The sequence below is a fragment of the Chryseobacterium panacisoli genome, assembly GCF_008274625.1.
GTDB lineage: Bacteria > Bacteroidota > Bacteroidia > Flavobacteriales > Weeksellaceae > Chryseobacterium > Chryseobacterium panacisoli.
The window spans coordinates 316236-335794 of record NZ_VTRU01000004.1 but is presented as its reverse complement, the minus strand read 5'-3'; the positions used below and the strand labels follow the sequence as shown (position 1 = coordinate 335794).

21 protein-coding genes are annotated in these 19559 nt (G+C 35.4%); 12 read left to right on the top strand and 9 right to left on the bottom strand.

The window, feature by feature from the left end:
* The first annotated feature begins 49 nt into the window (after positions 1-49).
* The 3 genes from FW781_RS17245 (at position 50) to murI (ending at position 3068) form a co-directional block, all read left to right on the top strand.
* Positions 50-1000, top strand: a complete 951-nt coding sequence (locus tag FW781_RS17245; RefSeq protein WP_047377725.1) for a PorP/SprF family type IX secretion system membrane protein — start codon at positions 50-52, stop codon at positions 998-1000.
* A 51-nt stretch (positions 1001-1051) separates the two neighbouring features.
* Positions 1052-2176, top strand: a complete 1125-nt coding sequence (gene hemW, locus FW781_RS17240; protein WP_149388535.1) for a radical SAM family heme chaperone HemW — start codon at positions 1052-1054, stop codon at positions 2174-2176.
* A 61-nt stretch (positions 2177-2237) separates the two neighbouring features.
* Positions 2238-3068: a glutamate racemase gene (gene murI, locus FW781_RS17235; protein WP_149388534.1), complete on the top strand. Its 831-nt coding sequence runs from the start codon at positions 2238-2240 to the stop codon at positions 3066-3068.
* Positions 3069-3153: 85 nt separating this feature from the next.
* On the opposite strand, the gene FW781_RS17230 is transcribed toward murI, so the two are convergent.
* Positions 3154-3753, bottom strand: a complete 600-nt coding sequence (locus tag FW781_RS17230; RefSeq protein WP_149388533.1) for a nitroreductase family protein — start codon at positions 3751-3753, stop codon at positions 3154-3156.
* A gap of 84 nt (positions 3754-3837) precedes the next feature.
* On the opposite strand from FW781_RS17230, the gene FW781_RS17225 reads away from it, so the two are divergent.
* Positions 3838-4185: a winged helix-turn-helix transcriptional regulator gene (locus FW781_RS17225; RefSeq protein WP_149388532.1), complete on the top strand. Its 348-nt coding sequence runs from the start codon at positions 3838-3840 to the stop codon at positions 4183-4185.
* On the opposite strand, the gene FW781_RS17220 is transcribed toward FW781_RS17225, so the two are convergent.
* From FW781_RS17220 to FW781_RS17195, 6 genes are all read right to left on the bottom strand, one after another.
* Positions 4182-4754 carry an RsmD family RNA methyltransferase gene (locus tag FW781_RS17220; RefSeq protein WP_149388531.1) on the bottom strand — a complete coding sequence of 191 codons (573 nt, stop codon included), beginning with the start codon at positions 4752-4754 and terminating at the stop codon, positions 4182-4184. The genes FW781_RS17225 and FW781_RS17220 overlap by 4 nt on opposite strands.
* 85 nt (positions 4755-4839) lie before the next feature.
* Complete coding sequence (locus FW781_RS17215) at positions 4840-5556, bottom strand: DUF3822 family protein (protein ID WP_149388530.1); 717 nt, start codon at positions 5554-5556, stop codon at positions 4840-4842.
* Between the two features lie 18 nt (positions 5557-5574).
* Positions 5575-6069 carry a Smr/MutS family protein gene (locus FW781_RS17210; protein WP_149388529.1) on the bottom strand — a complete coding sequence of 165 codons (495 nt, stop codon included), beginning with the start codon at positions 6067-6069 and terminating at the stop codon, positions 5575-5577.
* Positions 6070-6163: 94 nt separating this feature from the next.
* Positions 6164-6661, bottom strand: a complete 498-nt coding sequence (locus FW781_RS17205) for a metallophosphoesterase family protein (protein WP_149388528.1) — start codon at positions 6659-6661, stop codon at positions 6164-6166.
* On the bottom strand, positions 6661-7110 hold the full coding sequence (locus tag FW781_RS17200) for a hypothetical protein (RefSeq protein ID WP_149388527.1): 450 nt from the start codon (positions 7108-7110) through the stop codon (positions 6661-6663). Before FW781_RS17200 ends, FW781_RS17205 begins: the two co-directional genes overlap by 1 nt.
* An 84-nt stretch (positions 7111-7194) precedes the next feature.
* Entirely contained in the window at positions 7195-7659 is a 465-nt protein-coding gene (locus tag FW781_RS17195; RefSeq protein WP_149388526.1) for a hypothetical protein, read from the bottom strand.
* A 98-nt stretch (positions 7660-7757) separates the two neighbouring features.
* On the opposite strand from FW781_RS17195, the gene FW781_RS17190 reads away from it, so the two are divergent.
* Complete coding sequence (locus FW781_RS17190) at positions 7758-9302, top strand: serine hydrolase (RefSeq protein ID WP_149388525.1); 1545 nt, start codon at positions 7758-7760, stop codon at positions 9300-9302.
* Positions 9303-9749: 447 nt separating this feature from the next.
* Here FW781_RS17190 and FW781_RS17180 read toward each other — a convergent pair whose 3' ends face one another.
* A complete protein-coding gene (locus FW781_RS17180) occupies positions 9750-10226 on the bottom strand; it encodes a SixA phosphatase family protein (RefSeq protein ID WP_047377738.1) in 477 nt (158 codons plus the stop codon).
* 115 nt (positions 10227-10341) lie between these two features.
* Here FW781_RS17180 and ruvX point away from each other — a divergent pair, with 115 nt between their 5' ends.
* From ruvX to FW781_RS17145, 7 genes are all read left to right on the top strand, one after another.
* The gene (gene ruvX / locus FW781_RS17175) at positions 10342-10758 is read left to right on the top strand and encodes a Holliday junction resolvase RuvX (RefSeq protein ID WP_149388524.1); all 417 of its coding nucleotides are present in this window, start codon (positions 10342-10344) and stop codon (positions 10756-10758) included.
* A complete protein-coding gene (def, locus tag FW781_RS17170) occupies positions 10755-11327 on the top strand; it encodes a peptide deformylase (protein WP_149388523.1) in 573 nt (190 codons plus the stop codon). The genes ruvX and def overlap by 4 nt, the downstream gene beginning before the upstream one ends.
* A gap of 75 nt (positions 11328-11402) precedes the next feature.
* Positions 11403-11957 carry a DUF5606 family protein gene (locus FW781_RS17165; protein ID WP_149388522.1) on the top strand — a complete coding sequence of 185 codons (555 nt, stop codon included), beginning with the start codon at positions 11403-11405 and terminating at the stop codon, positions 11955-11957.
* 295 nt (positions 11958-12252) lie between these two features.
* Positions 12253-13020 carry a nucleoside triphosphate pyrophosphohydrolase gene (gene mazG, locus FW781_RS17160; RefSeq protein ID WP_149388521.1) on the top strand — a complete coding sequence of 256 codons (768 nt, stop codon included), beginning with the start codon at positions 12253-12255 and terminating at the stop codon, positions 13018-13020.
* A gap of 56 nt (positions 13021-13076) precedes the next feature.
* The gene (locus FW781_RS17155) at positions 13077-13949 is read left to right on the top strand and encodes a hypothetical protein (RefSeq protein WP_149388520.1); all 873 of its coding nucleotides are present in this window, start codon (positions 13077-13079) and stop codon (positions 13947-13949) included.
* A gap of 38 nt (positions 13950-13987) precedes the next feature.
* Positions 13988-14785, top strand: a complete 798-nt coding sequence (locus tag FW781_RS17150; protein ID WP_149388519.1) for a hypothetical protein — start codon at positions 13988-13990, stop codon at positions 14783-14785.
* 155 nt (positions 14786-14940) lie between these two features.
* Positions 14941-15759 (top strand): hypothetical protein, encoded by an 819-nt coding sequence (locus tag FW781_RS17145; RefSeq protein WP_149388518.1) that lies wholly within the window; start codon positions 14941-14943, stop codon positions 15757-15759.
* A gap of 75 nt (positions 15760-15834) precedes the next feature.
* Here the strand turns inward: FW781_RS17145 and FW781_RS17140 are convergent, their stop codons facing one another.
* The gene (locus tag FW781_RS17140; RefSeq protein ID WP_149388517.1) at positions 15835-19551 is read right to left on the bottom strand and encodes a metallophosphoesterase; all 3717 of its coding nucleotides are present in this window, start codon (positions 19549-19551) and stop codon (positions 15835-15837) included.
* Between the last annotated feature and the right edge of the window lie 8 nt (positions 19552-19559).

Below are 19559 nucleotides of genomic sequence, written 5' to 3'. Positions count from 1 at the left end.
ATATATTGAGAATTTTTTTATATTTGTTGAATTGAAATCAAGATTTGTTATGAGAAAACTATATGCTATCGTATGTTTAGCTCTTTTGTCAAATGCATACAAAGCACAAGAATCACTACCATACTATCAGCAATATCTTTTGGATGGTGAGTTCCTGTTCAACCCAGCTCAATACGGAAAGACAGATTACGTACAGCTCAACGCCAATTATCAACAACAATTTTCAAAGTTCAACAATTCTCCGAATGTACAGTCAATCGGGATTAATGCGAATATCTTTGATAGAGTAGGTGCTGGTATTTCCGTGTTCAGAGATAGTAACGGACCTATTTCTGCAGGGGGAATCACAGCTGGTGCTTCTTATTTTATTCCTCTAAGTAGTGAAGGAGACAGAAAAGACCAGTTCTCTTTTGGTACAAGTGTTAACTTCTATAACATGAACTTTGATTATTCTAAAATTAATACTGAAGAAGGAGGTGACCCGTTATTGAGAGGTGAAGAAAGTAACATCTTCATGGTGTATGCAAACTTCGGTTTGGCTGCTACCTATAGAGGGTTATTCGGGGGTGTTTCCGTAAATGATATTGCATTAAGTAATGATGCTTCTATCGTAAACAACTACGAGCCTTCTCCAATTAAATTCTTCTTAAACTTAGGATATAACTGGAATATTGCTGATAATATTACAATTGCACCATCAGCATTAATTAACCTTAATACGAACTCAACGAGAATGATCGACTGGAACCTAATGGCGACTTTCTCTAATGATATCAACGCATTCTCTTTCGGGGTAAGCTACAGAACGGTTCAGAACAGATTTGATAATCAGAACCTGAGTATCTCTCCAATTGTAAAAGTGAGATTCAACAAATTCATGATCGGAGCAACTTATAACCTTGGAATATCTGATATCCAAAGCTATGGTGGAAACAGCTTCATGATTGGTCTGGGTTATAACTTTGACAACTTTATTAATGCTAGAGGATTTAGATACTAATTAATTTAATTTAAATAAATTTGAGCTCTGAAAAATTTCAGAGCTTTTTTTATGATATATATTCACATTCCGTTCTGTAAACAAAAATGCAGTTATTGTAACTTTCATTTTTCAACCTCCCTGAATTTCAAGGATGATATGCTTCGTGCAATGAAAACCGAAATGCTGCTAAGAAAAGATGAATTGCATAACAGAGCTTTGAAATCCCTGTATTTTGGTGGGGGAACACCCTCTATTCTTTCCGTGGACGAAATCAATTCCTTAATTGATGAAGCGTTACGGTATTTCAGTTTTGAAAAAGATATTGAAATTACGCTGGAAGCAAATCCGGATGATCTGGATAAAAGTTTTTTAAAGCAATTAGCCGGAACACCAGTGAACAGATTATCTATAGGCACCCAAAGTTTTTTTGAAGAAGATTTAAAATTAATGAACAGAGCCCACACTGCATCAGAAGCAGAAGGTTCCATCAAACGGGCACAGGATTTTGGCTTTGAAAACCTGAGTATTGATCTGATCTACGGTTCACCAACCTCCAATCTTGAGATCTGGAAAGAAAATCTGAACAAAACAATAGCATTGGAGGTTCCTCATATTTCATCTTATGCTCTGACAGTAGAACCCAAAACAGCTTTGGAAAACTGGATTTCAAAAGGAAAGGTAAAAAGTCCGAAAGAAGAGGAACAGAACAGAGAATTCTATTATTTATCTGACTTTTTAAAAGATAATGGCTTTGAACACTATGAAGTTTCCAATTTTGCCAAACCAGGATTCTACTCCCGTCATAATTCTTCCTATTGGAAATATCAGGAATATCTGGGGATAGGACCTTCAGCACATTCTTATAACGGCTTTGATGTAAGAAGCTGGAATGTGGCTAATAATCAGCAATACATTAAAAAGCTTAATGATAAACTGCTGGCCAAAGAGGAGGAAATTCTTTCTAATGAAGATCAGTTCAATGAAATGATCATGATTGGTCTGCGCACTATCTGGGGGGTAGACCTTTCAAGCTTAAGAAATAAATTTTCAGACAGATTACTGGAACATTTTCAGACAGAAATCAAGACGAAAATTGAAGAAGGTATTTTAATTATTGAAAATGACCATTTAAAAATTCCTGAGAAACATTGGTTTATGGCTGACGGAATTGCTTCGGATTTGTTTGTTGTATAATGTCCGTATGTATACGAATATGCCATAAAATTCATTATTTTTGTATAAAATTTCAGTTCATTTGAAAACTAAAAAACAAGATTATTCACATCTTTCACCAAGCCAGCCTATCGGAATTTTCGACAGTGGGGTGGGAGGCCTTACCGTTGCCAAAGAAATCAAAAGACTTCTTCCTCACGAAGATCTGATTTACTTTGGAGATACAAAACACCTTCCCTATGGAGAAAAATCCAAGGAAGCCATCATTGAATACTCTACAAAGATTACCAATTTTCTGCTGCAGCAGAACTGTAAAGCGATTGTAATTGCCTGTAATACGGCAACAGCTAATGCTTTGAATGAAGTGATGCAGTCTGTTGCGGGAAAAGTTCCTGTGATAGACGTTATCAACCCTGTCGCTGAAAAAGTATCTTATGAAATCCACAATAATGTAGGAGTTATTGCGACCAAAGCTACTGTGAATTCCGGGCTCTATAAAAAGAGTATCCGAAAGCATAATAAATGGATCAAAGTAGATGAACTGGCAACGCCATTGTTGGTTCCTGCCATTGAAGAGGGATTTAAAAATCATCCTATTACCCATGCTATTATTTATAATTATTTAAGTAACAGTAAATTAAAGAACATCGAAACCCTTATTTTAGGCTGTACCCATTATCCTCTTTTAATTGATGAAATTAAACAGTATTACGGAAACAGAGTTCGTGTCATCGACTCTCCGAATATTGTTGCCAATCATCTGAAGATTATTCTGGATAAGTACAATCTTTTAAATGATAACAACCCTAAACCGAATTATCACTTCTATCTTTCTGATCTAACCAAGAACTTTGAAAAGATCTCTAAGAAGTTTTTCGGGAAAACAATCGATTTAGAATTGAAAGTATTATAAATGAAAAGTCTGCTTCTGTGAGAAGCAGACTTTTTTATGAATGTCTTTTGTGAAGTAACTTGTGAGATTCGTATTTAATTTAAATTTACGCTTCCACAATCACTTTTTCAGCATTCAGTCTTTTCTTAGGGTTGAACTTAGGCTGATTAGCATCCGCATCATCTCTTTTTCCAATTGCTACAGCAAATAATGTTTCATATTTTTCATTCTTAAGAATCACATCATACTCTTCAGGCTCAATTCCCTCCATTGGAGTAGAATCTATTCCCATTGCTGCGCAGGCGGATAAAAGCACTCCTAATGATAAATATACCTGATGTCCAAGCCAGGATTTTATAGCTTCTTCTCCCTTAGGCTTTACCATAGTTCGGTAATAGTTGACAGATCCTTCAGGAAGATTTTCTTCGATCTGCTTTTCAAAGTGTTCGATGTTTTTGATCACCTGAAAGACAATGATATGGCTGCTATCCAAGACTTTTTCCTTATTAAAGTAAGATTTATCACCTAATTGTTTTTTCAGCTCTGTATCATTTACAAAAATAAAATTCCATGGCTGGCTGTTGATGGATGATGGGCTCAGATTCAGGATTTCTTTAAGTTCTTCAATCTGTTCTTCACTGATTTTTCCTTGAGGATTATACTTTTTTACAGTATACCTTTTTTTCATTTGGTCTAAAAAGTTCATAATTTTATACTATCATTTTTATAGTTACAAAATTAATTTAAGTTTATTAACTTTGCAATAACGGTAAAAAAGGATAGTATAAAAATGTATACAATAGATGATAAAGCATACCCATGCTGTACCAGTGTTACCATGAGGTTTATAGGCGGAAAATGGAAGGCTGTGATTTTATTTCACCTGATAGACGGTGCGAAAAGATATAATGAACTAAGAAAAATAATCCCTACCATTACGGAAAGGACACTCAGTCTTCAGCTGAAGCAGCTGGAGGAAGATGATATTATTAACAGAAAGGTATTTACAGAAAAACCTCCGTTAATGGTAGAATATACCTTAACAGACTTTGGAAAAACTCTTCTTCCCGTTTTGGAAGCAATTACAGATTGGGGAAGAACAGCTCCGGAAAGATCAAAAAAAATAATCAGGAATTAAAGTTCCTGATTATCTTCTTTATTCGGTTCAAAAAAACTGAAACTCACATTTCCGTATTTTCGGGTATCTATTAGGTTGGGATGCTCCAGCTTCATACGGCTTTGGTGTTCCACAATAAGAACTCCGTTTTCTTTCAGGTATTTATTGTTTAAAACCAGAGAAATCAGTTCGTAATACTTTTTCTCTTCCATTTCAAAAGGAGCATCAGAGAAAACGATCTCAAAAGATTTTTTATTTCTGAATTTTTTAAGCCAGTCAAATACGTCACCTCTCTGTACATTGATCTGAAGTGCCATGTCAAGCTCAGAAGCTGTAGAATTGATAAATGCTGTATGCTTTGGATTCATTTCTACAGAAGTAACATTCTGACATCCTCTGGAAGCAAATTCAAAGGTAATAGAGCCAATTCCTGCAAAAAGATCAAGAACGGAGATCGACTGCATATCGTATTTGTTTTCCAGAATGCTGAATAGAGCCTCTTTCGCAAAATCGGTGGTAGGCCTTACATCAAAGTTTTTAGGGGCGGCAATTTTCTTGGCTTTCCATTTGCCTGATATTATTCTGAACATATTTTTTGTTAGGGTTTAGGTAATAGATTATAGATGGCAGGTGATTTTGTTTGGGCTTTACCCCTTATTACCTGCAGCCTGCAATCTAGTTAAGTATAAAATTCTTGTTTGGAATATTGTCAAAAACAATTTTCAGGTTTTTAACAAATTTCTGAAGCTCGGAAATGAATGTTTCATTTTCCGTAGTTTCTCCATAAGCATAAAAGCTGGTTTCATTGATTCCAAAACCTATCTTACTCAATGTAAACATAATGAAGTAAAGAAAATCTACTTCTGAGTTGACATCGAGGTTATTATAAAGAATGATTTTTTTATTGTCAATCGCAAAAAACTCACATTGATTATGATAAAGATTGATGTGAATTTCCTTGCTGGTTTTATTATTAATTGAACTTAGAAACTTTTCTCCGGAGAAATTAAAATGAACCGGTATTGCCAGCTCCTTTATTTTTTTATAATAATTTTTCGGGAAAGTATAATAAAACTGAATATTGAATTTTTTGTTGATAGAAAGCATCAGTTCTTCCCGTTCTTTATCTGCGGGAGCATTGAAGGCTATAAGATCAAATCCGGCCTCATGCTCAGAAAAACCTTCAGGCATCAGGGTAAAATGATTAAACGCTGAAATCACCTGGATCTCATCATAGCGCTGCTTAATAAGAACTTCGTCCAGCTTTTGCTCAATAATATTGGCTGGGGTTTCTTCAGTAACGAAATAAGATTTTTCCTCCAGAATGTTTTTGTTTTTAACAATCTGGGAGATCAGTCCGTCTTTGGTAAAAAGTAAATTAAGTACGTTCATATTTCAATTGCTGCAAATTTAGTGAAATTCTACCATTACCGCACCCGATTGATGGTGAAGTATTTCCTTATTATAAAAATCAATATTGACCTGGCTTTCCAATACATCCCGAACCATCCTCTGCAAAGTCCCGTCACCAATGCCGTGAACAATTTCCAGCCTCTTCAGGTTGTTCTTTCTGCAAAACTCAATCACCTCAATCAGTTTTTCCTTTTGTATAAACAATCTTTCAAAACTGTCATAGTCATTGGGATTCTTTACCAAATTATGAAAATGAAGGTCTAAAACCAAATGATTTTTCTGATGTTTCTTAGAAATGGTTTTTTTAGGCTCAGCTTTTCTTACCACTCTGATATTTTCATAAAGATCTGAATCCTTCGGAACCAGTTTTTCTTTGGGATATTGGTGGGTAAAACCATATTCATCTTTAAAAACCACAATATTTCCCTTCACGGAAGTTACCACTCCGCTTAAATCTTCATCTACTACCGAAACTTTATCGCCGATTTTCATATTTTTCAAGACTTCTCTGAGCCAATTATTGGTGCAAAGGTAGAAAGTAAAACGTATGAAGACAAACTCCTTTACGCTCAGACTCTCTCAATCATCACACTCTCGGTCCAAGTTCAATAATTTCCAGATCTTTGATTTCCTCACCGTCTACCACAAAGCGCATCATTGTCCTTACCTTATGCCAGCCCTGTTTTCCACAGGCACCGGGATTAAGGTGCAGCAGGTTGTTTTTCTCATCATACATTGCTTTCAGAATATGCGAATGTCCTGAGATAAATAATTTAGGAGCTTTTTCTGCAATTTCTTTCTTAGTAAGCGGGGTATATTTGCCGGGATAACCTCCGATATGAATCATCAGAACCTCCAGCTTTTCACAAAAGAAACGGTTGACTTCCGGAAACTCAGCCTGGATTTTAGCATCATCAATGTTGCCATACACTCCTTTCAGGGGGGTTATCTTTTCCAGCTGCTCAATGACGTCAAGATTTCCAAAATCTCCGCAATGCCATACTTCGTCAGCCTGAGAAGCATATTCCAGGATCCGGTCATCAATATAAGAATGCGAGTCGGAAAGGAGAAGGATCTTTGTCATTATCTTAGGGTTCTTTCTGTAATATTTTCGTGGTATTTATCTTTGAATATCGCTACACGGTCGGGATTCAGTTCTCCGTTATTATTGATCACTCTTTCTTTTAATAACCATTTTACCAGTTTTTCCATTCCCTTTTTAGAATTCATAAAATTGGCAATTTTAGCTATATCTGTTGATTCTACTTTTGTTTTTTCAGACAGAAAATTCAGAATAAAATAATCATCACTTACATAGCTTGGTGTTTCATTATCCATATACCGGTAAAGAAGAATTTCTTCATCATCCTTCATGGAAAAAAATGAATATTGGGCTACATTGATTTTTTCAGCTTTCAGAATCTGCTTTCCATCTAACAAAACTTTATCATCCTTGATGGTAATGTCCTGAGAAAAATATAAATTACAGCTTATCATCAATAAGAAGAAAGCCAATAATCTGTTTACTGCCATTTTAAATTTTTTTAAGACTGCAAATATAAGAAGCTTTAATAAACTTATCAGAGCTGATTACTTTCAATGGATGATTTAAGAGTATCAGTCGGTAATATTTTTTGTTCTTCGGATAGAATCCAGTTTCTTTTCTATATCCGCACTGAAAACCTTTTTAAGTTTCAGTTGATTCTCCGTAAGCTTTGAAATAACAAAAGTACCGGTCATATTCGTATTGGAAGGAAATACTAAAGTTACTGTAGAATCTGAAGCTTTTTTCCAGCTCCCGATGTAGCGGTCTGGTTTTTCATTTTTTGTAGCCGGTTCTTCCAGAGTATCATATTTTAATGTAGATTTAATCAGGTTTCCTGTGATTTTTCCATTTTTCTGAAATCGGATTCCTTCTCTTCTTGCCTCAAAACCATCCTGCTTTTCATAGGTATAGATATAGGTATCCATTTTACTGAGATTCCAGGTTTGTAAAAGTAAAGGATTGGAAGTTCTGTCCTGGGCTTTGATACCACTGACTGCGAAAAGGGAGAAAATACAGATATAAATAAGCTTTTTCATGAATACAACAGATTTATCAGTAAAATAAGTGAACTTTTAATCATGCTAAAATTAGCATCACTTAATATTTAGTAAATTTGGGAAAATTAAAATAAACAATGAAACAGAAACTTTCTTTTTTCATTTTTCTTTTGACCGTAGGACTGGCCAATGCGCAGGTTGAAGAAAAAAAACTGGACGAGTTGATCCAAAATACCCTGAAAACTTTTGATGTTCCGGGAATGTCCGTAGGAATTGTAAAAGATGGGAAAATGATTTATTCCAAAGGTTTTGGGGTACGTTCTCTTACGACCAAACAGCCTATGGATGATAATACATTGGTAGGAATTGCTTCCAATTCTAAAGGTTTTACGTGTACAGCATTAGCAATCTTAGCAGATGAAGGAAAACTGAACTGGGATGATAAAGTTTCAAAATATATTCCTGAGTTTCAAATGTATGATCCATACGTTTCTCAAAATGTAACGATAAAAGATCTTATTACACACAGAGCCGGATTGGGCCTTGGACAGGGCGATCTTATGTTTTTTCCGGAAGGGGGTAATTTAACGGTGAATGATATTGTTCACAATGTAAGATACCTGAAACCTGAAAATCCATTCAGAACAAAATTAGATTATAATAATATCATGTTTATTGTTGCCGGAGAAGTAATTCACAGAGTTTCCGGATTAAGCTGGGCAGAATTTATTGAACAAAGAATTATGAAACCTGTAGGAATGACTTCAAGTTTCGGGAGCTATAACAGAGCGAAGGCTGTAACGAATAAAATTGATGCTCACGCTCCTGTAGACGGAAAAGCAATTGCCGTTCCACACGATTGGAATGAAACAGGAAATGCGGCAGGGGGAATTATGAGTAATATTAAGGATATGACAGCTTGGGCAGAATGTCTGTTGAATAATTTCACCACCAAGGACGGTAAAAAATTAGTTTCAGATAAAAATGTTCAGCAACTGTGGAATCTTCAGATCCCTGATAGAGTTGCAGCAAAAAATCCATACGATACAAGCTTCTACGGATATGGTTTGGGCTGGTTCCTGAGCGATGTTAAAGGTCATAAGCAGGTACAGCATACCGGCGGGCTCATCGGAACTGTTACCCAGTTTACCTTAATTCCGGATATGAAGCTGGGAATTGTAGTATTGACGAACCAGCAGTCCGGAGCTGCATTCAATACCATTACCAATACGGTGAAAGATTCTTACCTTGGTGTAGCAGACAGAAACTGGCTGAAAACATATGGCGACAGAATGTCTAAAATGGAAGCAGACTTTAATAAACAAAAGAAAGATGCCTTTGCAAAATCAGAAGCATTCAAAAAAGAGAAATCTCTTCAGCCAAAAGCAGAGCAGTTTACAGGAATTTATAATGATGTGTGGTTTGGTGATGTGGAAATTACACCACAAGGAAATACATACAGAATTTCATGTAAAAATTCTCCAAGACTGAAAGGGGAGCTGCTTCCATATTCCAACAATTCTTTCATTATCAAATGGGATGACAGAAGCTATGATGCAGATGCTTATATTATTTTCAGTTATGACGAAAACGGAAAGGCAGAATCTGCAACATTGAAGGCGATTTCTGATGTGACAGATTTTAGTTTTGATTTTGATGATCTGGATTTGAAAAAGAAGTAAAATATAAAATTGTAGAAAATATTCAATGGAGAACAGGCTTTGGTCTGTTCTTTTTGTTTTCTCGCAGATTGAGCTGATAATGCAGATTTTTTCTAAAAATGATATAATTCAATAGAAACGGGCTTTAGCCCGTTTTTTTATGTTTACACCTGATGATGGCTTCAGCCAAAACTCACTGGCTATCAAAAAAATGTTACCTTTCCGATGGAGGAGAATGTTTTGTCTGTAAAAAAATATTGTTTACGGTACAGATTTATTTTTTTTAATTTCTGAAAATCTTCAAATGTCTGGAAATGCTCATCATGGTTATACCGCCAGCTTCCGGGTTTGGGAGAAGCCGGGAGTTTTATATCATTCAGTGCTATCGATTCAAAATAAGATTTCTTCTGTTTCTGGCATGAAAAAAGAAGGGTGAATAGAACTGCATAAAAAAACAGAGACGTAAGATTATATTTTCCCCGGTTCATAAAAGAACAGAAGTTTCTTTTTGGCACCGTCAAATTCTGACCATGACTCACAGTCTACTTCAAAACCAGCGACTCCGCACGTGGGAAAATGAAAAATATCTTCAGAAATGGAATTGGCAAAATTGGAAATTCCATTATTATGTGAGAAAAAAGCAACTGAATTCAGGGTATCATCCAGGTCATAAATTACAGATTCAAAACTCCTTTCCGATGGATTATACAATTTTTCATCGGTAGAGCAGTTAAGCTGATACGCCTGATTAAAAATTTTACATGTATTCAGTGCACGTACCGCGGGGCTTGACACAAAATGGTCGATGGAAATATTATTATTTTTAAGGAATCTGGACATGTGCATAGCGTCTGTCAAACCTTTGTCTGCCAATGGTCTGTCAAAGTCCTCCGTTTCCTCCGGCCAGTCGCTTTTTGCATGTCTTACGAGGATGAGTTTCTTCATATAATTGTTTTTTGGAAGATTAAAATTATAAAAAAAATAATGGAATAAAACATGATTTATATAAAAAAACTGCGTTATGAATAAAATCAGTAAATTTTACTAAATTTGCAGACTTATGGGACAAATCCTTGCAATAGACTACGGAAAGGCTCGTTGTGGTATCGCTGCAACAGATGATATGCAGATTATAGCCAGTGGGCTGGAGACTGTAGAGAACCGTTCTTTAATGGAATTTTTGAAAAAATATTTCAATGAGAATAAGGTAGATGAAGTAGTAGTTGGGCTTCCCATAGATTTGAAAGGAAACGTTTCGGAAGTAGAAACCGATATTTTAAAATTCATTGAAGAATTTAAAAAAGAATTTTCGGATATTGCAGTCCATCGTTTTGATGAAAGATTTACGTCCAAAATGGCTTCGTTTTTTATTTCTCAAAGTGGAAAAAACAAAAAAAAGAGGCAGGAAAAAGGATTAATAGATAAAGTAAGTGCAACCATCATATTGCAGAATTTTTTAGAACAAAGATTAAGATGATTTTACCGATAAGAGCTTTTGGGGATCCTGTTTTGAGAAAAGTGGGAAAAGATATAGACAAAGATTATCCCGAATTACAGGAACTGATAGATAACATGTTTGAAACGATGTACAGCGCAAATGGCATAGGTCTTGCAGCGCCTCAGATCGGTTTGGATATCCGTGTATTTATAATAGATGTGACACCTCTTGCCGAAGATGAGGATTATGAAGACATTAAAGATGAGTTGGCAGAGTTCAAAAAAGTATTTATTAATGCTCAGATTCTTGAAGAATCCGGTGAAGAATGGAAGTTCAATGAAGGCTGTCTTTCTATTCCGGATATAAGAGAAGATGTAAAAAGAAAAGGAACAATCGTTATTGAATATTATGACGAAAATTTTGTGAAACATACAGAAACTTTTTCCGATATTAGAGCCCGCGTAATTCAGCATGAATATGACCACATTGAAGGGGTATTGTTTACTGACCATCTGAGTGCTCTGAAAAAGAAACTGGTAAAAGGTAAGCTGACAAAAATCTCTCAGGGTGACGTAAACATTGGTTACAAAATGAGATTTCCAAAATAATTTAAATAAGGATAAAAGAAATAATATAAAGCAAAAAGCTTAGAGCTGATTGCAGAATTTACAAAAAATAAAATTATGCTGTTAGAAAAAATAATTTCAATTTCTGGAAAGCCAGGACTTTACAAATTAGTTTCTCAATTAAGAAACGGATTCATCATTGAAGATGTTACCAGTAAGAAAAAAGTAAGTATTGGAAACTCAAGCCAGGTAAGTTTGTTGGATAATATTGCCATGTTTACATTTGAAAAAGAAGTTCCTTTGTTCGAGGTTTTTGAAAATATTGCTAAAAACAACGATTACAAAGAAACAATTTCTCACAAATCTTCTGATGCAGATCTGAAAGATTTTATGTTGGCATCTTTACCTAACTATGATACAGAAAGAGTATATTCTTCTGATATCAAGAAATTGGCTCAGTGGTACAATGTTCTTCATAAAGCGGGATATATTACTCCTGATAGTTTTGTAAAGGCAGAACCTGAAACTTTGGATGGAGAGCCGGCGGAAGAACTAAACATTGAAAAAGAAGCTAAAAAAGCTCCAAAAGCAGAAAAACCTGCTGCACCAAAAGTAAAAGCTACTTCAGCTGCAAAATCAGCTCCAAAAAGTACACACAGAAAACAAGGATAATTCATTCAATTTGAATTAAAAATACGAAGCCCTGTCAGGAAATTTTCTGACAGGGCTTTTTGTTTGTTAGGTGGGAGGTAACAGATTATAGGTAGCAGGGATTAGGGGTTAGGGAAATTTTCTACTGAGTTCAAATTTCGTCTTTATCTTTAAACATTAAACATTAAACATTAAACATATCATCTCGATCCGTTCTTGTACTCCATACCTGCAAACTCTTAACTTTCATTCCAAACCACTACCACATACCCAAAATATCCCTTACATTTGTATAAGATTGAATTTTCCATTACTTATGAATACGAAACAGGAGAAACTAGAGGCCTTCGGAAGATTACTGGATATCATGGATGATCTGCGTGAGAAATGTCCGTGGGATCAAAAACAGACTTTAGAGTCACTTCGCCATCTTACCCTTGAAGAAACCTATGAGCTTTCAGATGCAATTTTACAGAATGATCTGCAGGAAATAAAAAAAGAACTTGGAGATGTTTTGCTTCACTTGGTTTTTTATGCTAAAATTGGTTCAGAAAAAGAAAGCTTTGATATCGCAGATGTGATCAATTCCCTTAATGAAAAATTGATTTTCCGTCATCCTCATATCTATGGAGATACTAAAGTGAAAGATGAGGAAGAGGTGAAACAGAATTGGGAAAAATTAAAATTAAAAGAAGGAAACAAATCCATTTTAGGAGGAGTGCCGAAAAGTTTGCCGAGTTTGGTAAAAGCCTACAGAATTCAGGATAAGGTAAAAGGAATCGGTTTTGAATTCCATGATGCTGAAGATGCCTGGAAAAAAGTAGATGAAGAGATTCAGGAGTTTCATGCTGAAACCGATTTGGATAAAAAAGAACAGGAGCTGGGTGATGTATTTTTCTCTTTGATCAATTATGCAAGAATTTCAGGAATTAATCCCGATTCTGCTCTGGAAAGAACCAATCTGAAATTTATTTCAAGATTTCAAAAGATGGAAGGACTTGCCGAAGAACAGGATTTAAAATTGGCAGATATGTCTCTGGAAGAAATGGATGTTCTGTGGGAAAAGGCCAAAAAACTTTCATAACTTCTGATTGGAACAATTAATGTTTCTTATATTCAATTAAAAAAATAAAAATAAATATGTTACGTTTTCTTATATTACCTGCTTTACTTTTATTGAGCTGCAATCCAAAAGCTCAGAATTCTCCAACTAACGAGGATGAGCTAAAAGTCCAGTTTTCCTTACCGAAAAAGTTGAAGGAAGTCTCCGGAATTGCTTTATCAAAAGATAAGAAGATCATTTGGGTGATAGAAGACAGAGGGAATAAAAATGCAGTATACGGCATCAATGATAAAGGTGAAATGTTGGCAAAAGTTCCTGTAGAAAATATAGAAAATACAGACTGGGAAGACATCATATCAGATGCTCAGGGAAATATTTATATTGGAGATTTTGGCAACAATGATAATAACCGTACCGATCTTGCGATTTTAAAAACTGATCTTACCAACAGTACACAGACAACAACAAAGGTCGTTCAGACTACAAAATTCCACTACCAGGGGCAGACGGAGTTTCCACCAAAAAAATCGAACCTGTTGTACGATTGTGAGGCTTTTGTAGAAATGGATGGCAACTTCTACTTATTCACAAAAAACAGAAGTAAGGGTTTTGATGGAACTTTCCTTGTATTCCAGGTACCTAATAAAGAAGGTGATTTTGAAGCAAAGCTGGTAGGAAGACTAAAACTTCAGGGTGGTTATAATGATGCAGCCATTACTTCAGCTACGATCAACAGTACAAAGGATAAAATTGTATTGCTGACGCATAAAAATGTACACGTTCTTACAGGCTTTACAGCCAACGATTTCAGTGCTGCAAAAATTCAGAAAATTCCACTGAACCATAATTCCCAGAAGGAAGCTATTGTTTTTCTGGATGATAAAACAGTAATGATTGCTGATGAGAAAGGGAAGGATGAAGGGGGAAATGTGTATACGTTTTCTTTTTAGATATCTTCTTCTTATTTTTACATTCAATTTAAATAACCATGAAGAAATTTTTTTATATTTTGTTAGTACTAGGTCTATTCTCTTGCAGTACTAATGATGACGTTGTAACTGAAATTCAAACTGAAGATTTACAACCCGATAAAGGGTATATTTTTGAGATGGACCAGCGCTCAACATTTGCCAGTCCTGAAAAATACTATCAGTTTTTCTATGAAAATGGACTTTTAAAGAAAATGCTTGGCAGAAACTATAATGTATCAGCTAATTACCAATTTTTTTATCCTAATGTAATTACTCAGTTAACTTATACAAACAATAAGGTACAGATAGATTACCTTGAAACAGAAACAACTTCTGGTTATAGAACGACTTCTTATCTGATGGAAAATAACAGACCCATTAAGGCTGAACAGTATTATAAGAATGGAACTGATGCCGAACTGGAAATGTCAAGAACCTATACCTATGGAGCCAATACAATAAATGTATATACAAAGCGAGGATATCAGGAACTTTTTGCCACGTATTATTTTGATGGGAATAATAACCTTTCTAAAAGCGAAACTTTAGAAAAGACATCAGGTAAGAATAAGCAGTTTACAACTACCGTGTATTCAGATTTTGACAATGCTAAAAATCCATTTAAGAAATTATATCTGGTCAATGATGACTTTTACGAAAAAAGTTTATCAAAAAATAATTTTAGAGCTAAGGAATCAGTTATTGAATATGCAGAGTATCCTGGAGGCATACCTCCTCAGCCTGGAATATCAAAATCAAAATGGACTTATAATTACGATGCCAACGGGCAGGTATTGTTATATTTTCCATTTTAACAGATCATGAATGTCAGATGTTACAAAGTTAATTGACGTTTGTATTGCAAAGTAAGGATAATGACAATATATGAGTTGTCTTTCATATTGAGAACTTAATGAATATCTTTTTAAAACTAAATTGTATATTTTTATAAAAAATAAACTAACCAACCATGAAAAAATTGTTTTACATTTCAGTTGCATTAAGTCTGTTTTCATGCAGCAGCAGTGATGACATCCCGGCAGACACTCCACCACCGCCTCCAGTTATACAAACTGAAAAAGCTTATGCTTATGGGGTAGATGGTGTCGGAACACCTAATCCTAAAGAATTTTATGAATTTACCTTTGAAAATGGAAATTTAACCAATGTCAAAGGAAGATTTTATAAAATATTTATGCAGATGGAGGATATGTTTTTCCCCGATAAGATTACTACACTGTCTTACAGCAATAATAAAGTTATCGTAAGTGAATTGGAAGGAGTCAACTTTCAAGGCTATCATGAGTATCGTTTTACCATGGAGAATAACAGGCCTGTAAAACAAGAGCATTATTACGTAAATAATGTAACTGGCCCCGGTTCTGTAGCTGATACCAAAACTTATACTTATGAACAGGATAAATTAAAAAAGATTTACTGGAAATTTGAAGGTCCTGGTGGTTACGAATATTTCACGACCTATTATTATAGCAACAATAACCTTATTAAAAGCGAGCTCATAGAAAGAATAGGTGGAATAGATAATAAGTTGACTACGATTACATATTCTGATTTTGATAATGCTGCAAATCCATTTAAAAAACTTTATCTGCTCAATAATGATTTGTATGAGAAAAGCTTATCTGCTAATAATTTCAGAAAAAAAGTCTCTGTTACTGAAAATTTAAATCCGGCTAATGGAAATATTCCTCCAAAAACATCAACAAAAATATGGAATTATAAATACGATACCAACGGACAGGTATTATTATACTTTCCAATACCATAAAAAATAAAATAAACCCCACGGAGAAATCTGTGGGGTTTTTGAATATATGAATAGAATGCATTAAATTGGTTGTTTTTAAAACTTCATTCCTATCCCTGCAGAAAGTCTTCCGCCATCTGAGCCATAGAAATAATTAAGTCTTGCGGACATCATTTCTACAATGCTCAGCCATACACCGGCACCGGCAGATTGGTGCCATTTTCTGGAATTTTCACCGTCATTCCATACACGGCCGATATCATATCCGATAAGGATTCCCATATTTGCAGGAACAATATTGTTTCTTACCCTTCCGAAATCCCATCGTATTTCTGAATTATTGGTAAAATAAGATCTTCCTGAGAATCTTTCGTTTCTGAAAGCTCTCATCCCATTATTGCCCCCAATAGCAGCTGCCTGATAGAATTCAAAATTATTGTTATTCATCCACATGACATTGCTGGCATTGGCAAAAACAAATTTTCCTTTTTTATCAATTCTGTGATCAATGGCAAGTTTTCCTTTTAAAGTCAGGAAGTTTTTATTAAAGTCAGAAAGGGTTGCTTTCCAATCAGCATTCAGCATAAATTCCAGTCCAAGAGTAGGGAAAGCCATATTATCTGCATTTTTGTAACCAAATGTGTAATTGGCTCCTACAAACTGCTGGCTGTCAAATACGCCTGGTCTTACATCCGGTGACTGATTAATGAAACGGTCAGCTTTTCTCTGTACTTTATTATCTTCAAAAGTCAGTTGAAACTGATGGCTCAGATTCATCCAGCTCTTTTGAGAGATAGAAGGTGCAAAGTTGAATTTAGAAATTCTGGCTCTGTTATATTCTCTTTCTGTATCTTCCTTGTCATATTCACTTTCATTGGAAAGCCCGAAGAAGTTTTGAGAAAACCTTGGAGTTGTATAAAATGCATCCAGATTTAAATCCCAACCTGAGATTGCCTTTTTAAATATCCCTTTATAGGTAAGACTGAATCCTGCAGTAGCAGTATAAAAGTTAGCTTTTAAGCTGTGTTTTTGGGTATAAGGATCGCGAATGAAGTTATTAACCGTATAATTGGCCAGAACACCTACAATGACACCGTCATCCGGATTGTAGTCCAGATTTGGATATCCTGCAACGGAATTGTATTTCGGGTGTTTATAATTATAGCTGTTGATGTCATAATCATCAGTGATATTTTTAGTTGCATTACCGGCGTTATAGGTATTCTTCTGAGATTTAAAGTCATAAATCTTCACTTTTCTTCCATCAGCAACATTATAAGTATCATGATTATATCCGCCAATCAGTCTGATATTCATTTTGGGATTTCCGGTTCCTGTTACTTCATAGATATCATCATCTTCCAGTCCGTAGATCCACAGTTCTTTTGTCTTTGAATCATGATAGGTTTTTTCGAAAACGAGTTCATTCTGATCTTTATTCTTGCCTAGTTTATATTGCTGTACAAGTACCGAATGTCCATTTTTGGTGATGACAAACTTATCAGGATTTACAGTTCCTGCCAGAGGTACTTTTTTCTGCAGCACATCATAGTACTGAGCGGCATAGTTCTGAAGTTTTGTTTTTCTCACTTTCAGTTTTCTCTGAATTTCAGCAATGGTATCGTCCTGTACTTCCTTCGGAAGATTATGGAAAGCATCATCAATATCAGCATCAGTAAGATGTTCCTGAATATATTTTGCCTGGGTTTCCCATTCCGTCTGATCAGCTCCTTTTAAAAAGACCAGATCCATCGGGTAGGGTTCCATAGCAAGCCACTTTACACTGCTGATATCTTCTGTAAAGGTTTTCATATGGCGGATTGCCGGAACATTCATAATTAGCTTAAATGCAGCTCCGTCATACTTACTGAATGCCTGATCTCTGTCTTTAGGGATAGGCTTATAAACTACTTTGTCACCCTCTTCATATTCTGCCCATTTCCATTGATCCGAATGTCTGTCCCAGTCACCGATAAGCATGTCAAATAATCTTGCTCTGATGTAGGATTCCCTGTCAACAGAATATTTATTGCTTTTGCTGAGGTTCTTTAATACATCATCTGTAGAAACGATATCTTTTGCGTTGTTGAGATAAGCCAATGTTTTAGGGTCAGAAGAAAAACGTTCTTCAATCATATACATTTCATCTCCGTAATTCTCATTATATCTCCCCAAAGCTTGTTGTTTAGGAATATAATAAAGTTTTGGATTACTGTGGAAAATATTCAGTTTCTCAGACATATTTCCAATGGTAAACGGAGTAAAAGGATGATTGGTAGTATAAAAATCCAATAAGAATTTTTCAGGGAATGTATCTGCAAGCTCTTCTCCTAATGTACTTTTCTGGAAAGCCATATTGTTAAGAAAACGGATGGCACTTTTTTTCACTCCACGCATCACAAATTCCTGGCCGTCCGCTGATTTCAGGCGTAAGCTGTTGGACTGGTTTCCGCCACCTTCTCTGAAAGGAATATAGCCGCCGTTTAACTCTGAAAGATTGGCTGTTGGCGCTTCAATCGGAATTCCGTAATAGCTTCTGTAATGATCTCCCCAAAGCCAGCGGTAAAATTTTCTTTTTTGAGTAAGCTGTACCGGGTAGATAGTTGAGGAAAAGGTCTGTGGAAAAGAATTGGGAAAATTATTGACAAATACGTCAGGTTTGGAAATTACTGAAATATGAGTCAGTTTTTGAAGCTGTGCATCTTTTGTAGAAAAATACTCAACATCTGTACTTTCGTCTTTCCTGAAATTCAAAACAGCAAAACCACTTCCTCCGTAAGAAAAATCTGTTTTTTCTATAATGGTAGAGGGGTCTGTCTTAGAACCTGCACCACTGATGATTTGTCTTAAGTTTCCGTCTTCGTGGTATTGAAGATTATGATCATGCCCGGAAACGAAAATAATATTTTCATTATCCTGAACGATGCTTTTCAGCCTGTTGGCGAGATCTGCATAATGCTGGTTATTGATGTCTTCAGGGCTGGCTCCGGAAGAACTTCTTAAGATATTGATTAAACTTGCAACCCCGGGAACAGGAACCTTACTTTTTAAAGGAAAAAGATGTGATTTTGCAGAATTAAAGCCTGCATGAGTTCCACTGCTTATAATGGGGTGGTGTAAAGCAATAATAATTTTTTTACCCTGATTTTTAATGATCAGATCTTTAAATTCTGTGAAAAAATCCTCACGGGTTTTGATATTACAGTTTTTATTGATTCCCGGGTAATTGTCCCAGTTGGCAATAACCCATTCTGTATCAACCGCAATAAGCTTAATGTCTTTAGAAACGTTGATATCATCAATAGGGCATCCGTTTTTAGGCAGAAAGGCTTTCTTGTCGTTAAGGTATGTTTTTACCAGTCCTTCCTGGGTGTTCAATCCTTCCAGTCCGTTGTACCAATCGTGATTTCCTGGAATTACCAATGTTTTTCCCTTGAAATTCTTGGTTATGGCAAGCTGATTTTCCAGTTTTTCTTTCGCTGAAGCATATTCTTTATCTGTTTCTTTAGGCATCCCGTTAGGATAGATATTGTCTCCCAAAAAGATCAGCATAGAGTTGCTGTCGGCAGAATCCAGTTTGCTTTTCAGTAAACTCAGTGTTTTTTGCGCCTGAGGTTCATCTGCGTTTCCTGCATCTCCAATCAGAAAAAGTTTAAAATCATTTTCAGATTTTATCTCAGAATCTTTTACTTCAAATAAGTTTTTGCCCTTTTGTACGTTATAGGTAGCACAGGAATAAAGGACTCCTGCGGACATTACAGTTCGAAGAACAATAGAAGTATTTTTTAGATGAGTTTTAAAGGATAAATTCATAAATTTAC

Coding starts and splice junctions, on each gene's coding strand:
- FW781_RS17245 (WP_047377725.1), top strand. CDS start 50: ATGAGAAAACTATATGCTATCGTATGTTTAGCTCTTTTGTCAAATGCA.
- hemW (WP_149388535.1), top strand. CDS start 1,052: ATGATATATATTCACATTCCGTTCTGTAAACAAAAATGCAGTTATTGT.
- FW781_RS17230 (WP_149388533.1), bottom strand. CDS start 3,753: ATGAACTTTTTAGACCAAATGAAAAAAAGGTATACTGTAAAAAAGTAT.
- FW781_RS17225 (WP_149388532.1), top strand. CDS start 3,838: ATGTATACAATAGATGATAAAGCATACCCATGCTGTACCAGTGTTACC.
- FW781_RS17220 (WP_149388531.1), bottom strand. CDS start 4,754: ATGTTCAGAATAATATCAGGCAAATGGAAAGCCAAGAAAATTGCCGCC.
- FW781_RS17215 (WP_149388530.1), bottom strand. CDS start 5,556: ATGAACGTACTTAATTTACTTTTTACCAAAGACGGACTGATCTCCCAG.
- FW781_RS17210 (WP_149388529.1), bottom strand. CDS start 6,069: ATGAAAATCGGCGATAAAGTTTCGGTAGTAGATGAAGATTTAAGCGGA.
- FW781_RS17205 (WP_149388528.1), bottom strand. CDS start 6,661: ATGACAAAGATCCTTCTCCTTTCCGACTCGCATTCTTATATTGATGAC.
- FW781_RS17200 (WP_149388527.1), bottom strand. CDS start 7,110: ATGGCAGTAAACAGATTATTGGCTTTCTTCTTATTGATGATAAGCTGT.
- FW781_RS17195 (WP_149388526.1), bottom strand. CDS start 7,659: ATGAAAAAGCTTATTTATATCTGTATTTTCTCCCTTTTCGCAGTCAGT.
- FW781_RS17190 (WP_149388525.1), top strand. CDS start 7,758: ATGAAACAGAAACTTTCTTTTTTCATTTTTCTTTTGACCGTAGGACTG.
- FW781_RS17180 (WP_047377738.1), bottom strand. CDS start 10,226: ATGAAGAAACTCATCCTCGTAAGACATGCAAAAAGCGACTGGCCGGAG.
- ruvX (WP_149388524.1), top strand. CDS start 10,342: ATGGGACAAATCCTTGCAATAGACTACGGAAAGGCTCGTTGTGGTATC.
- def (WP_149388523.1), top strand. CDS start 10,755: ATGATTTTACCGATAAGAGCTTTTGGGGATCCTGTTTTGAGAAAAGTG.
- FW781_RS17165 (WP_149388522.1), top strand. CDS start 11,403: ATGCTGTTAGAAAAAATAATTTCAATTTCTGGAAAGCCAGGACTTTAC.
- mazG (WP_149388521.1), top strand. CDS start 12,253: ATGAATACGAAACAGGAGAAACTAGAGGCCTTCGGAAGATTACTGGAT.
- FW781_RS17155 (WP_149388520.1), top strand. CDS start 13,077: ATGTTACGTTTTCTTATATTACCTGCTTTACTTTTATTGAGCTGCAAT.
- FW781_RS17150 (WP_149388519.1), top strand. CDS start 13,988: ATGAAGAAATTTTTTTATATTTTGTTAGTACTAGGTCTATTCTCTTGC.
- FW781_RS17145 (WP_149388518.1), top strand. CDS start 14,941: ATGAAAAAATTGTTTTACATTTCAGTTGCATTAAGTCTGTTTTCATGC.
- FW781_RS17140 (WP_149388517.1), bottom strand. CDS start 19,551: ATGAATTTATCCTTTAAAACTCATCTAAAAAATACTTCTATTGTTCTT.